This is a genomic window from Kribbella sp. CA-247076, assembly GCF_050942445.1.
In the GTDB taxonomy this organism is placed as follows: domain Bacteria; phylum Actinomycetota; class Actinomycetes; order Propionibacteriales; family Kribbellaceae; genus Kribbella.
The window spans coordinates 3,600,669-3,613,506 of record NZ_CP192051.1 but is presented as its reverse complement, the minus strand read 5'-3'; the positions used below and the strand labels follow the sequence as shown (position 1 = coordinate 3,613,506).

Annotated in this window: 12 protein-coding genes; 5 read left to right on the top strand and 7 right to left on the bottom strand. The window is 72.2% G+C overall.

Annotated features, from left to right (window positions below):
* The first annotated feature begins 7 nt into the window (after positions 1-7).
* The 3 genes from ACQPYZ_RS17170 (at position 8) to ACQPYZ_RS17160 (ending at position 4,139) form a co-directional block, all read left to right on the top strand.
* A complete protein-coding gene (locus ACQPYZ_RS17170) occupies positions 8-1,021 on the top strand; it encodes a hypothetical protein (protein WP_433169329.1) in 1,014 nt (337 codons plus the stop codon).
* Between the two features lie 309 nt (positions 1,022-1,330).
* Entirely contained in the window at positions 1,331-3,460 is a 2,130-nt protein-coding gene (locus ACQPYZ_RS17165; RefSeq protein WP_433169327.1) for a DEAD/DEAH box helicase, read from the top strand.
* Positions 3,461-3,476: 16 nt separating this feature from the next.
* On the top strand, positions 3,477-4,139 hold the full coding sequence (locus ACQPYZ_RS17160) for a VOC family protein (RefSeq protein ID WP_433169325.1): 663 nt from the start codon (positions 3,477-3,479) through the stop codon (positions 4,137-4,139).
* Here ACQPYZ_RS17160 and ACQPYZ_RS17155 read toward each other — a convergent pair.
* Genes ACQPYZ_RS17155 through ACQPYZ_RS17145 form a run of 3 tightly spaced genes read right to left on the bottom strand, consistent with a single transcriptional unit; the run spans position 4,051 to position 7,423 of the window.
* A complete protein-coding gene (locus ACQPYZ_RS17155; protein WP_433169323.1) occupies positions 4,051-5,484 on the bottom strand; it encodes a glycosyltransferase 87 family protein in 1,434 nt (477 codons plus the stop codon). The genes ACQPYZ_RS17160 and ACQPYZ_RS17155 overlap by 89 nt on opposite strands.
* The gene (locus ACQPYZ_RS17150) at positions 5,481-6,767 is read right to left on the bottom strand and encodes a DUF2064 domain-containing protein (RefSeq protein WP_433169322.1); all 1,287 of its coding nucleotides are present in this window, start codon (positions 6,765-6,767) and stop codon (positions 5,481-5,483) included. Before ACQPYZ_RS17150 ends, ACQPYZ_RS17155 begins: the two co-directional genes overlap by 4 nt.
* A complete protein-coding gene (locus ACQPYZ_RS17145) occupies positions 6,764-7,423 on the bottom strand; it encodes a glycosyltransferase family 2 protein (protein ID WP_433169320.1) in 660 nt (219 codons plus the stop codon). The genes ACQPYZ_RS17150 and ACQPYZ_RS17145 overlap by 4 nt, the downstream gene beginning before the upstream one ends.
* 151 nt (positions 7,424-7,574) lie before the next feature.
* Between ACQPYZ_RS17145 and ACQPYZ_RS17140 the strand changes: the two genes are divergently transcribed.
* Together ACQPYZ_RS17140 and ACQPYZ_RS17135 are read left to right on the top strand one after the other, a co-directional pair.
* Positions 7,575-8,273: a response regulator transcription factor gene (locus tag ACQPYZ_RS17140; protein ID WP_433169318.1), complete on the top strand. Its 699-nt coding sequence runs from the start codon at positions 7,575-7,577 to the stop codon at positions 8,271-8,273.
* Positions 8,270-9,397 (top strand): sensor histidine kinase, encoded by a 1,128-nt coding sequence (locus ACQPYZ_RS17135; RefSeq protein ID WP_433169316.1) that lies wholly within the window; start codon positions 8,270-8,272, stop codon positions 9,395-9,397. The genes ACQPYZ_RS17140 and ACQPYZ_RS17135 overlap by 4 nt, the downstream gene beginning before the upstream one ends.
* Here ACQPYZ_RS17135 and ACQPYZ_RS17130 read toward each other — a convergent pair.
* From ACQPYZ_RS17130 to ACQPYZ_RS17115, 4 genes are read right to left on the bottom strand one after another with little or no spacing between them, the layout of a single operon-like run.
* A complete protein-coding gene (locus ACQPYZ_RS17130; RefSeq protein WP_433169314.1) occupies positions 9,383-10,408 on the bottom strand; it encodes an NAD-dependent epimerase/dehydratase family protein in 1,026 nt (341 codons plus the stop codon). The genes ACQPYZ_RS17135 and ACQPYZ_RS17130 overlap by 15 nt on opposite strands.
* Positions 10,405-11,208: an S-methyl-5'-thioadenosine phosphorylase gene (locus tag ACQPYZ_RS17125; protein ID WP_433169312.1), complete on the bottom strand. Its 804-nt coding sequence runs from the start codon at positions 11,206-11,208 to the stop codon at positions 10,405-10,407. Before ACQPYZ_RS17125 ends, ACQPYZ_RS17130 begins: the two co-directional genes overlap by 4 nt.
* 10 nt (positions 11,209-11,218) lie before the next feature.
* Positions 11,219-11,665, bottom strand: a complete 447-nt coding sequence (locus ACQPYZ_RS17120) for a hypothetical protein (RefSeq protein ID WP_433169310.1) — start codon at positions 11,663-11,665, stop codon at positions 11,219-11,221.
* A complete protein-coding gene (locus ACQPYZ_RS17115) occupies positions 11,662-12,834 on the bottom strand; it encodes a molybdopterin-dependent oxidoreductase (protein ID WP_433169308.1) in 1,173 nt (390 codons plus the stop codon). Before ACQPYZ_RS17115 ends, ACQPYZ_RS17120 begins: the two co-directional genes overlap by 4 nt.
* Positions 12,835-12,838 lie beyond the last annotated feature (4 nt).

Sequence of the window (12,838 nt, the reverse complement as noted above, 5' to 3'; positions counted from 1 at the left end):
CGTCGTCATGGGCTTCTTCCGAAGGTGGCCGGAATGGATCGCGCCGGCCGTCCGGGTGTGGTCGGTGCTGTACGGCGTCCTCGCGGCCTACTGGCTGACCGGCGGCCGGGCCGGCTTCCCGATCGCGGACCTCGAGGGCCGGCCGCCGGGTGGCGCACCCGTCGCGACGGCGATCGCTGTGCTGCTCCTCAGCGGCGCGGTCGTCGCGGCGGTCACGGTCAACTCGACGTCGAGACCGGCGCGGGCCGGACTGCGGTTCGCGACCGCGACCGCCCTGCTCGGCACGTTCGGCGTCGCCCTCTCCGCCGTCGGTATCGTCGCCTCCGGAACCGTGGAGCGACCGCTCGCTCTCGCCGGCCAACTGCTGGCCCTGGTGGGAGCCGGCGCGCTGTTCGCGGCCGCCCTGGCGCAGGCGCGGCGGAGCCGGTCGCGGTGTCCACGCTGCGGCGGTCCACATCCGTTGTCGCCACATCCCGACCGGCCGCTGGTACGGCGTACGTCCCGGCCGGCCTCGCGGCGGTGCCGGCTGACGGCGTCCCTCGTCCTGCTCGCACTGGTGCCGTGGGCAACGGTGAAGGTCGTGTGGGGTCTGGGCGGATCGGCGCTCGGCGTGACCGCGGCCGAGTGGCACACCACGTTCGAGGAGAGCTCGACGTCCGGCCTCAGCCGGGTGCTCGAGCGCGCGGGCCTGGACATCACCGTGCTCGCGTCGCTCGTCGGCGTGATCCTCGCCGTCGTCCTGCTGAGCCGGCCACGACTCCCCCGCTGGCTCCTGCTCACGCCCGCTGTCACCGGAGCCACCAGCCTCACGCTGTACGGCGTACCGCTGACGATCTGGGGGACGGTGGTGCTGGCGGGTTTGGTGCAGCCGGGTGGCGATCCGGCGCCGTTCACCGCGACCGGCCTGGCCTGGATGATCACCTTCGGCGGGCTGGCCTTCACCGGGCTCGGAGCCGCGCTGGCGATCGGCGCGCGCTCGTACCACCGCCGCAGCCGGACGGTCTGCGCACCCGCTCTCTGACGAGCTTCGGAGTACCGAGGTGCCCACACCGCCCGGCTGTGGCTAGTATTGACGACAGCACCGTACGTCGGCAGCGCCTCCAGCGACGCCGATCGCGCCGCGACGGCAACGCCTCGAGCAAGAACTCACGGCCATCCACCAGTGGGCGTCGGGCCCACCCGGTGGCGGGTCCCGCCGCAATCCACCTGTCGATCGCCCGCAGGTGACCGCCCTGGAGGACTCGGCAGGACGCCGCTTCGACGGCGCGAGGTCGTACGGTGCCGCGTTCCGCCCCGGCAGGCCTGCCGGGGCAGTCCAGAGGAGGACTCTTTGGCCCAGCGAGGCCGGCGTCGGTCCGACGCTACCCGTAGTGCCGCTCCCCGGCGTCGGCGTTCCCGCGACGTCGAGGTCGAAGGTCTCATGCCGGTGCTCGCGCGCGCCGTGCGCGAGGTCGAGGGCGCCGTCGAGCGATCGGCCGTACGCCCGTCGGTCCGGACCAAGTTCCAGGTCATCGCCCTGCTCGTGCGCGAGGAGCGCGCCCGGGTGAACGCCGACCAGAGCTACACCGACACCCAGCGGGCCGAGCAGCTCCGGCGCCTGGACGGGATCGCGACGATCCTGGCCAAGACCGCCGCCCTCGAGCCGTCGCTGCTGGCGCTGCTCGCCGAGGACGCCGTCGTCTCGGAGGCCGCCGCCGCGCTCAAGCGGCAGATGCTGACGGCCGCCGGGCTGGAGATCGCTGAGGAGGAGCCGCCACCGAAGGAGCCGACGGAGCCCGCTCCGGCGACCGCGCGCCAGGTCGTCCCGCAGTCGGTCGTCCAGCGGCAGCTCGCCAACCCCTTCCTCGCGCCCGACTTCAGCGCGGCCGCGCCCGCCAGGGTCCAGCCGCGCCGGCTGGCCGGGTGGGAGCTGATCAGCCCGCTGCTGAAGTCGTTCGAGTATGCGACCGCCTCCGCGAGCAAGACCCTGCCCAGGCCCACCTCCCTGCGCACGGCTGCCGGCCTGGACCTGATGCCGCACCAGGCGCAGCTGATCGCCGCCGCGGCGGCCGGTCACCGGACCTTCCTGCTGGCCGACGAGCCCGGCCTGGGCAAGACGGCCCAGGCGCTGCTCGCCGCCCAGGCCGCGGACGCGTACCCGCTGCTCGCCGTCGTCCCGAACGTGGTGAAGACGAACTGGGCCCGCGAGGCCGGGCTGTGGACGCCGCGGAAGAAGGCCACCGTGATCCACGGCGACGGCGACACCATCGACGGGTTCGCCGACATCGTCGTGGTGAACTACGAGGTCCTCGACCGGCACGTCGGCTGGCTCGGCGACCTCGGGTTCCGCGGCATGGTCGTGGACGAGGCGCACTTCATCAAGAACAAGAAGTCGCAGCGCTCGCGGAACGTGCTGCGGCTGTCCGAGCGCATCCGCGGCCGGACCGCGCGGCCGCTGCTGATGGCCCTCACCGGGACGCCGCTGATCAACGACATCGAGGACTTCACCGCGATCTGGGAGTTCCTCGGCTGGATCGACGAGACCGGTCCGCGCGCCGAGCTGATGCAGTCGCTGGAGGAGACCGGGCTGACCCCGGCCGATCCCGGCTTCTACGCCGCCGCCCGGGCCCGGGTGATCGACCTCGGCATCGTCCGCCGCCGCAAGGTGGACGTGGCCGCGGACATCCCGGCCCGCCGGATCGCGGACCTGCCGGTCGAGCTGGACGACGCCGCCGGCCGGTCGATCCGGGCCGCCGAGCAGGAGCTCACCAACCGCCTGGTCGCGCGCTACCGCAGCGCCCTCGAGACCCGGACCTCCGGCGAGGTGGTCGACGGCATCGACCACGAGCTGGTCCGGCGGGTGGCCGGCTGGGAGCGCGCCGACCCGGACACCGCGAAGTCCGGCGAGAACGTGTTCAGCCTGGTCCGCCGGATCGGCCGGGCGAAGGCCGGCCTGGCCGCGGACTACGCCGCGCAGCTCGCGCACAACGTCGGCAAGGTGGTCTTCTTCGCCCGGCACATCGAGGTGATGGACGCCGCCGAGAGCCTGTTCACCGAGCGCGGGATCGCCTACTCCTCGATCCGTGGCGACCAGACCCCGAAGAACCGGCAGAAGAACATCGACGCGTTCGTGAACGACCCGGAGGTCTCGATCGCGGTCTGCTCACTGCTGACCGCCGGTGTCGGCCTGAACCTCCAGGTCGCGTCGAACGTCGTCCTCGCCGAGCTGTCCTGGACGAACGCGGAGCAGACGCAGGCGATCGACCGGGTCCACCGGATCGGTCAGGAGGAGCCGGTGACGGCGTGGCGGATCATCGCCGCGCAGACCGTCGACACCCGGATCGCCGACCTGATCGACGCCAAGGCCGGGCTCGCGGCCAAGGCCCTCAACGGCTCCGACGAGGAGATCGCAGCCTCCGCGGACCTTCAGCTCGAAGCCCTGGTCGCCCTGCTCACGAACGCGCTGGAAACCGGCCGGTAAGCGCTATCCTCAGCAGGTGATCCACGAGCTGAACCACGTCGGCGGCCCGACCAGGGACCTCGACGCCGCGCTGGCGTTCTGGACCGGGCTCGGCGCCGAGGTGGTCGACCGGTTGTTCATGGAGGGCAGCCGGGTCCACCGGGTGCACCTCCAGCTCGCGACCGGGCTGATCGAGCTCCTGCACAGCGAGGACCCGGCGCCGGACGCGACCTTCGGGCTCAACCACATCGGCTTCATGACCGACGACCTGGACGCCGACTACGCGCGGCTGACCGGCCTGGGGTACGCCGAGCTGACGCCGCCGCGGATCGCTGGCAGCGGGCAGGGCCGGCTCGCCTTCCTCTCCGACCCGAACGGCGTGCGGGTCGAGCTTCTGCAACGCTCGGAGGAGTTCCGCGTCCCGCCGATCACGTCCGGTCGCGTCCGGCGACTCGCGTACGTCGCCCTGCCCGCTCCCGACCTCGACGCGGCGGTCGAGTTCTACGGCACGCACCTCGGCATGCGGCGCGACCCGTCGGACCCTGGCACCTTCCGGATCGGCGACGACGCCGTCAAGCTCTTCCAGCCCGCGCCGCCGGGGAGCACCCCGATCAACCACCTCGGCCTACTGACGACGGCAGCCGAGCCGGACGCGCACGACCCGGACGGGAACCGCGTGACCTTCGTGCCGTCACCGTGACGACGACGACCGCCGCAGCCAGGTGGATCAGTCCCTGACGCAGGTCGTGCCCGAAGCTCGCGTACGCCAGGTACGACGCCAGCGGTACGGCGATCCACTCGAGGCGGCCCGCGAGGACGGCGAGCGCGACCAGCGGGACGCCGTACCAGGGGTACGTCGGCGTGGTGAGCAGCAGCGCGGCGCCGTACAGCCAGCAGCAGGTGATCGCGACCGGCTCCCGTCCGTGTCGCCGGATCGCGAGGAGCGCTAGGGCGACGGCCGCGAGCACGGTCACGAACTGGCGGGCGGTCGGCGGCAGTACGAGCGCGAGGATCGCCGAGCGTGAGCTGCCGTCGGAGAACCCTTCCTGGCCGAGGTAGCCCGGCAGGAAGCCGACCACCAAGGCGCCGACGGCGAGCACGTGTGGGAGGTAGGTCGCTGTGAAGGTGCCGACAGCAACGAGTGGCGTGATCGTTCCGCGGCGCCGGAGTGAGGTGAAGGCGGGCAGGAGCAGGAGTGGCAGGAGCTTCACGCTCGCGGCCGCACCGAGAAGGAGGCCGGTGATCACCGGGGAGCGCCGGGCGGCGGCGATGACCGCGGCCGCGATTAGGCCGGCCGCGAGTACGTCGACGTGCGCGGCGTTGCCCGCTTCGAGCGCGACGATCGGGGACCAGCCCCACACCGCCGCCCACCGCGGATCCCGATCGCGGCGACGGAGCTCGACCGCGAGCAGCGCGGTGATGGCGACGGCGAGCGCAGCCGCGGCCAGTTGGAGACCGAATGTCCCGGCCGACCAGGGCGTGAGGAAAGCGACCGCGGTGAAGTACGCCTGCGCCACCGGCGGGTAGATGGTCGGCACGCTCGGCCGGTTGATCCGCGTCCGCGGGTCGTCCGCCGACAGGGCCGCGACCGCCTCCGGGTCGCGGGGTATCCGTGGAGGTCCGGTGACGCCGGACCTGTCCTGCGGCGAGAGGCCCGGGAAGAGCACCGGATCGCGCAGTCTCGCCAGCGCGTCGTCGAGCGGCACGTGCGCGTACGGCGACGTACCGGCCACCTGCACGCGTCCGTCCCAGACGTACCGATAGGCATCCGTGCTCGTGATCGGCGCAGCCATGAGACCCGGCAGCTGACATACCGCCGCGAATCCGACGACCCCGAGCACCGCTCGACGTCCCACCGGGCGCCGGGTCATCGCCCACGCGACCCCGAGGACGAGCAGCGTCCCGACCACCAGCGTGAGGTTCGGCCACCAGTCGGCCGCCGCCGTGGCGATGCCCGCGGCGCTCGCGGCGGCGCCGAGCAGGCCACCGACCACGAGCGGCACACCCCGCCGACGCGTGGCCAAAGCCTCCGAAGGTGCGCTCATCGGACGAGGTGGGCGAGGGAGCGAGGCTCGACGTCGGCCCGGCGGAAGGTCAGGAAGGCCCGATCACCCGTGCGCCAGTCCTCGGTGGCGAGGAGCCCGGCGGCGCGCGCGTGCCCGATGATCGCGCGGCTGCCGACCCTTGCCCACGGCAACGGACGGGACCGGCGCCCGCTCGCGCTGCGCAGGACGATCGCACCGGCGTCGTCGAGCCCGTCGTCCGGATCGACCTCGACCAGCACCACGCCGTTCGGCCGGACGAGCTCGGCGCAGCGTTGCAGCAGGACGCCGGGCGCTCCCCCGATGCCGATGTTACCGTCCATCAGCAGCACGCTCCCCCAGCGCCCCTCACCGGGAAGCGGCTCCTGCACCGCACGCCGCAGTGCGGCCGCACCGCGGTCGGTCGTCAGCCGCACGGCGTGCGCGGAGATGTCCACGCCCAGCGCCGGAATGCCCTGCTCGGCCAGCGCCGTCACGATCCGGCCAGGCCCACACCCGATGTCGAGCACGGGTCCTTCACAGCGACTCAGCGCGATCCGGTCGACCGCATCAGCGGGTGCCCGCCAGCGATCCACCTCGGACAATCCCGGGACCATCCGTCCATCCGGGCCGGTGGCAACTATCCGGCCACCCTCGAGCGCCTTCTCGAACAGCACCGCCGGGTGGGCCGCGTGCTGCAACCGCCGGTGCAGCCGGGACAGCCGCAGATCCGGGTACGCCGCCGCGATCGCCGCCGCATCCGGTGGAGTGTCCATGTCGCGCAGCGGCGGCAGCAGCTTCACCCGATAGCCGAGCGACTCGAGCCGGGCCAGCTGGTCGGCACCGGTGTGCTCGGTCGACATCGGTACGCCGATCAGCGCACGCCGATCCGGTTCACGCAGGCCGAGGCACCAGTAGCCGCCGTCCTCGGTCAGTCCGAGGACGGCGTCGTACCCGGACCAGTCGGAGCCCAGAAGGGCCGGAGTCACTTGCGGAGTGTCCATGCCGACGAGCAGCATCGGCGTCCCGGCGTACGCGTCCTCGAAGGCGGCGGCCAGCCGTTCGTCGAGTCCACCACCGCGCTGGGCGATCACCGAGTAGCCGTCGGGCAGCCACGACCCCGACGTCCCGTCGAGCGCGAGGACGTGTCGCTCCGCCGGCGTCGCCCGAACTGCGGTGAGGGTGTCGATCAACGACGCCCGGGCCAGCGCCGCGGCCTCGTGCGGGGTGAACTCGGTCTGCAGGCGGGTCTTCACCCGGCCCGCCAACGGTTCCTTCGCGATCACGATGATCGTCCCGGCACTCATGCGGTCAGCACCTTGGTCATGTCCTTCACCGCCCGGACGGCGCCGAGCGGCGTACCGGTCACCTTCGAGCGGCCCGACCGCGGCAGGTAGTCGACGTCGGTCTCCGCGATCCGCCAGCCGGCGTCGGCGGCTTTCACCACGGTCTCCAGCGGGTAACCGGACCGCCGGTCGGTCAACGCGAGGTCGAGCAGGTCCTGTCGTCGGGCGGCTCGCATCGGCCCGAGATCGTGCAGGCGTACCCCGGTCCGGCGGCGGATGCGGCGACCGAGCTCCGCGTTGGCCAGCCGGAGGTGCCACGGCCAGGCGCCGCGGGAGACCGGGCGGCGACGGCCGAGCATCAGGTCGACCTGTCCGGCCAGAACCGGTGCGGTCACGCGGACCAGCTGGCGAGGATCGAGCGACGCGTCCGCGTCCAGGAACGCCACCACGCCGGCGGTCGCCGCTTCCAGGCCGGCGTGACACGCGGCGCCGTACCCGCGCTGCTCGCACGAGATCACGGTCGCGCCGAGACCGGCGGCGAGCTCGGCCGATCCGTCGGTCGAACCGTTGTCCACGACAACGGCCCGAACCCGGTCCGGCAACCGGCCGAGCACCCACGGCAGGGCGGCCGCCTCGTTCAGGCACGGCAGGATCAGGTCGACCTCAGCATCAGCCACCCCTCGACCGTAGGGAAATCCGGGCTCGCGCTGGGGCCGCCGGCGACTACGGCTCGCTTACGTCCCCGGACCGGCTACGGCTTCCTTACGGTCGCGGGCCCGGCCCGCCCGAGCGGGCCGCCGACGGCGCGGACGGTCCTACGCTCTAGCCGTGGCGACTCGTGTGCTTGTGGTGGACGACGACCCGACCGTGTCCAGCGTCGTCTCGGCGTACCTGACCAAATCCGGGTACGACGCCCGCGTGGTCGCCGACGGCGTCGCGGCGGTCGAGGCCTGGCAGCAGTGGAAACCGTCGGTCGTCGTCCTCGATGTGATGCTTCCCGGCCTTTCCGGGCTCGACGTCCTCCGGCGGATGCGCGCGGCCGACGACGGCGCGGCGGTGATCATGCTGTCGGCCCGCGGCGAGGAGGAGGACCGGCTGGTCGGCCTCGAGGTCGGGGCGGACGACTACGTGGTCAAACCGTTCAGCCCGCGCGAGCTCGTGCTCCGCGTCCAGGCCATGCTCCGCCGTGAGGAGCGGTTGGCCGGCCAGGACCTCACGCCGACCAAGCTGACCGCCGGCCCGGTGACCGTCGACACGGCGGCCCGGATCGCCTGGCTGGACGGAACGGAGCTGTCGTTGACGCATCGCGAGTTCGACCTGCTCAGCTACCTCGTCGCCCATCCGGGCAAGGCCTACACCAAGGCCGAGCTCCTGCGCCGGGTCTGGGGCTGGGACTTCGGCGACGCCTCCACGGTGACCGTGCACGTCCGGCGACTGCGGGAGAAGATCGAGGACGATCCGTCCGATCCCCAGCTGGTGCTGACGGTCCCGCGGACCGGCTACCGCTTCGTGGGTGAGGCCGGATGAACCGCGACACCGTCACCATCCTCGGGCTGACCGCGCTCTGGACGCTGGTCGTCGCCGCGGCCGGCGCGCTGGTGCTGTGGACGTTCCGGCGCCGGTCGCTGCGGATCACGATGATCGTGGTCGCGGTGGCGCCGATGGTCGCCGCGCTGGCCGCCGTCCTGCAGAGCGTGCGGGCGATGTTCATCTCGGCACACGACTCACTGGTCGTGCTGTGGACGCTCGCGTTCTCGGCGCTGCTCGGCCTCGCGATGTCGGTCGTGCTCGCGCACTGGATCAGCACCGGCTCGCGGGACGTCGGCCGACGGCTGCGTCACCTCGGTACGTCGTACGCGCCGGCGGCCGCCTCGACCGCGACGGTCCCGGCCGAGCTGGCGGCGTTGACCGACGAGCTGGAGTCGACCCGGGTCAAGCTGGCCGCGTCGCACGCCCGGGAGAAGGCGCTCGAGGAGAGCCGGCGGGAGCTGGTCGCGTTCCTGTCCCACGACCTGCGGACGCCGCTCGCCGGGCTGCGGGCCGTGTCCGAGGGACTCGAGGACGGCGTGGTCGACGACGTACTCGGCGCTCTCCGGCAGATGCGTACGACGGTCGACCGGATGACCGGGCTGGTCGACGACCTCTTCGAGTTGTCCCGGCTCGCTGCCGCGCCACCACCACGCCGTCGTACGGCGGTCAGTCTGCGGGAGCTGGCTGAGGACGTCGCCGGCGAGACCTGCGAGCACGCCCGTGCCGAGGGCGTGTCGCTGACCGTGTCGACGCCTCCGGACGACGACCGGCTCGCGGTGCATGGTGACGCCGACGAGTTGACCCGCGCGGTGACGAACCTGGTCGACAACGCGATCCGGCACACCGAGCCGGGCGGCGCGGTTCGGCTGAGCGTCGATCGCGAGGCCGACGGCCGCGTGCGGCTCGCGGTCACCGACGGCTGCGGCGGAATCCCCGACCAGGACCTGGCCCGGGTCTTCGACGTCGGCTGGCGCGGAGACGCCCAGCGCACGCCGTCGAACGGCGGCGGCGGGCTGGGACTCGCGATCGCCCGCGGAGTGGTCGAATCCCACCACGGGAAGATCGCGGTCGCCGGCGTACCCGGCGGCTGCACCTTCGAGATCGACCTACCGGCTGGCTGAGTCAACCAGGTCCGCGACTCCCGTGGTCAGGTCGTACGCCGGTTTCCAGCCGAGCTCGGCCTTGATCCGGTCGGAGCTCGCGGTGATGTGCCGGACGTCGCCGAGCCGGAAGCGGCCGGTGATCACCGGGTCCGGCCCGTCGTAGGCACGCGACAGTTCCGAGGCCAGCTCGCCGATCGTGTGGACCGTGCCGCTGCCGACGTTGTACGCCGCGAACTGCGGATGGTCGGCCTCGGCAGCGAGAGCCACCGCCGCGGCGACGTCACGGACGTGCACGAAGTCGCGGCGCTGCCGGCCGTCCTCGAACACCTGCGGCGCCTCACCCCGCTCCAGCCACGAGCGGAACAACGCGGCCACCCCGGCGTACGGCGTATTGCGCGGCATCCCCGGTCCGTACACGTTGTGGAACCGCAGCGCCGCCACCCGTCCACCGGTCTCGCGGGCCCAGGCGGCGGCCAGGTGTTCGCCGGTCAGCTTGGAGGCCGCGTACGCGTTGCGTGGATCGAGTCGGGCGTCCTCCTCGACCAGGCCAGGCTCGAGGAACTTTCCGCAGTACGGGCACGGTGGCTCGAAGTCGCCGGATTCGAGGTCCGGGATCCGGCGGGGGCCGGGAGCGACGACGCCGTGCTCGGTGCACTCGTAGCGGGCCTCGCCGTACACGACCATCGAGCTGGCGTAGACCAGGTGGTCGACCTTCGCGCGGCCCAGTTGGCGGAGCAGGACAGCGGTGCCGAGGCTGTTGCTGCCGACGTAGTCGTCGATGTCGTCGAGGTCGACGCCGAGCCCGACCTTGGCGGCCAGGTGGACGACCACGTCCATCCCCTCGACCGCGGAGGCCACCGCATCGGCGTCCCGGACGTCGGCGACGATCAGGTTCTCCAGCTCCGGCGGCCGATCGTGGACGTCGGGGCGGAGGGAGTCGAGCACCGTCACCTCGTGGCCGGCGGCAACGAGTTGACGGTGGACGTGCCGGCCGATGAATCCGGCGCCGCCGGTCAGCAGGACCTTCATCGGGACTGCCAGAGCAGCTCGCCCGCGGTGCCGTCCAGCGCGTGCCGGCAACTGCAGTCGGCGTCCGGCTTCGGCAGTTGCCCGATGACGTCCGCGAGCAGGAGCTTGAGGCGCTCGATGCTGCGGCCGAACACCTCGAACACCTCGGCCTGGGTGACGCCCTCCCCCGCGGCCACGCCGGCGTCGTGATCGGTCACGACGGCGATCGAGGTGTAGCAGAGCCCGAGCTCGCGGGCGATCGAGGCCTCCGGGACGCCGGTCATCCCGACGACGGACCAGCCCTGGGCCGCATGCCACCGGGACTCGGCCCTGGTCGAGAACCGCGGACCGTTGATCACCACCATCGTGCCCTCCGGCACGAGCTCGTCATTGCCGGCAGCAATCACCGTCGCGCGACCCGCCGGACAGTACGGGTCCGCGGGTGAGGTGTGGACGACGGGCCGCGGCGGGCCGTCGTACACGGTGTGTTCCCGGCCCCAGGTCCGGTCGACGAACTGGTCCGGTACGACGAACGTGCCGGGAACGAGCTCCGGACGCAGCGAGCCGACGGCACACGGGCCGAGGACCTGGCGGACGCCGAGCGAGTGCAGCGCCCACAGGTTCGCGCGGTAGCTCACCCGGTGCGGCGGGAGGCGGTGATCGGCACCGTGCCTGGGAATGAACGCGACCTCGCGGCCGCTCACCTCGCCCACCACGGGTGGTTCGCTCGGTGGGCCGAACGGCGTCTCCACCGTCACCGGACGCGCGTCCTGGAGGAAGGAGTAGAAGCCTGAGCCACCGATCACACCGATCTCTGCCATGGCTCCGACCCTAGGTACGCCGGGGCCCGCGCAGCTTCGATCCGGCAGATCCGTCAGCACGCCGTAACCGGGCGACGACCAGCACGAGCACACCGGCCAGCACGATCGCAGCCTCCAGCACCAACCAGTCGCGGAGGTAGTCCCGCGACAGGACGGTCGGATTGGCTCCCTTGCCTTGGCGTAGAAGCAGCGGGATCGCGATCAGCGTGGTGATGCCGACGTACAGCAGCACCGTCCGGACGGTCGCCACCGTGTGGCCCGTCAGCCTCCGGGTCACGAGCCAGCCGATGCCGATCGTGAGCGGGACCAGGAAGAAGTCGTCCACCAGAACGGCGCCGCCGAGCCAGAGCGGCAGGCGGATCAACGCATCCGTGCTCAGGCTGCCCAGCAGCAGCCACAAGCCCCACAGGCCGAGCAGCACTCCGCCGGCGGCCAACGCCGTGCGCGTCCTGATCATCCGAGGACCTCCAGGCGGTGGACCCATTTGGTCTGCAGGACACCGGGGCGGTTGGGGGCGATGATGCGGGCGGGGAAGCCGTGGTCGAGGTCCAGGTCGCCGCCGTTCAGCCGGAGGGCGAGCAGGGTGAGCGGATCGGCGGCGAACTGCGGCGGCAGCTCGCTGGTCGCGTAGGCGCCCTCCTTCTCCAGCGAGACCACGCGGACTCGCGAGGACGGTGGGGCACCGGACAGAGTCAGCAGGTCGCGGATGCGGACGCCTTCCCAGTGAGCGCCCTGGCTCCAGCCCTCGACGCAGGCGATCGGCAGGTCGGACCGGCTCTGCGGCAACGCACGCAGCTCGTCCAGGGTGTAGATCAGTTGCTCAGGGCCCCTGATGGTGAACCGCCAGTCGGCTCCGACTATGGTGACGCCCGCGTCCCGCGCGGTTCGGTTCACCGGCAGGCCCTGCGGCCCGATGCCTGGCTTGCGTGGAGCCAGTACGGCGACCGGCCCGAGCGTCGGCGCGGATTGCCCGACGGCCGCGATGCCGACCAGCGCCCCGGCGCCGGCGACCGTCCGGAACAGCCCGCGCCGACTCAACCCGCTACCGTGGCCCGACTCCTCCACGAGCTCGGTCTCAGGCTCAGGCTCAGGCTCGGGCTCGGGCTGTTCGCGCCAGTGAGCCACGATCAGCGGCAGCTTGACCGCGATGTGGACCAGCAGCGCGCCGACGATGATCCACGCCAGCGCGTAGTGGGTCTGCCGGAACGGGAACGGCCAGGGATACCACTGCAGCGTGTTCAGGAAACCGATGAAGAGCTCCAGCGCCAGCGCCGAGACGAGCACCAGGATCGACAGTCGTTCGAGGATCGTCGTCAGAGCCTGCCGGCTCGGCGGCCACGGGAGCTTCGCGAACAGCTTCGGGTACACCGTCCACAGCTTGGCCAGCAACAGCGGGACCGCCACGATCCCGCTCAGGACGTGCAGCCCCTGCGTCACCCGGTACAGCGACGCCGGCCGGCTGGGGATGTAGAGCCAGGCGGGTCCCGACTGCTGGAAGTGGCTGAACAGACCGGTCAGGAAGCAGACCAGCACGGCGATCCCGAGCCAACGCCCGATCACGGTCGCTACCCGCGGGTGGTGCAACGGAGACGAGAACGCCTGCTCGGACGGGGCTTTCAGCTTCATGCCC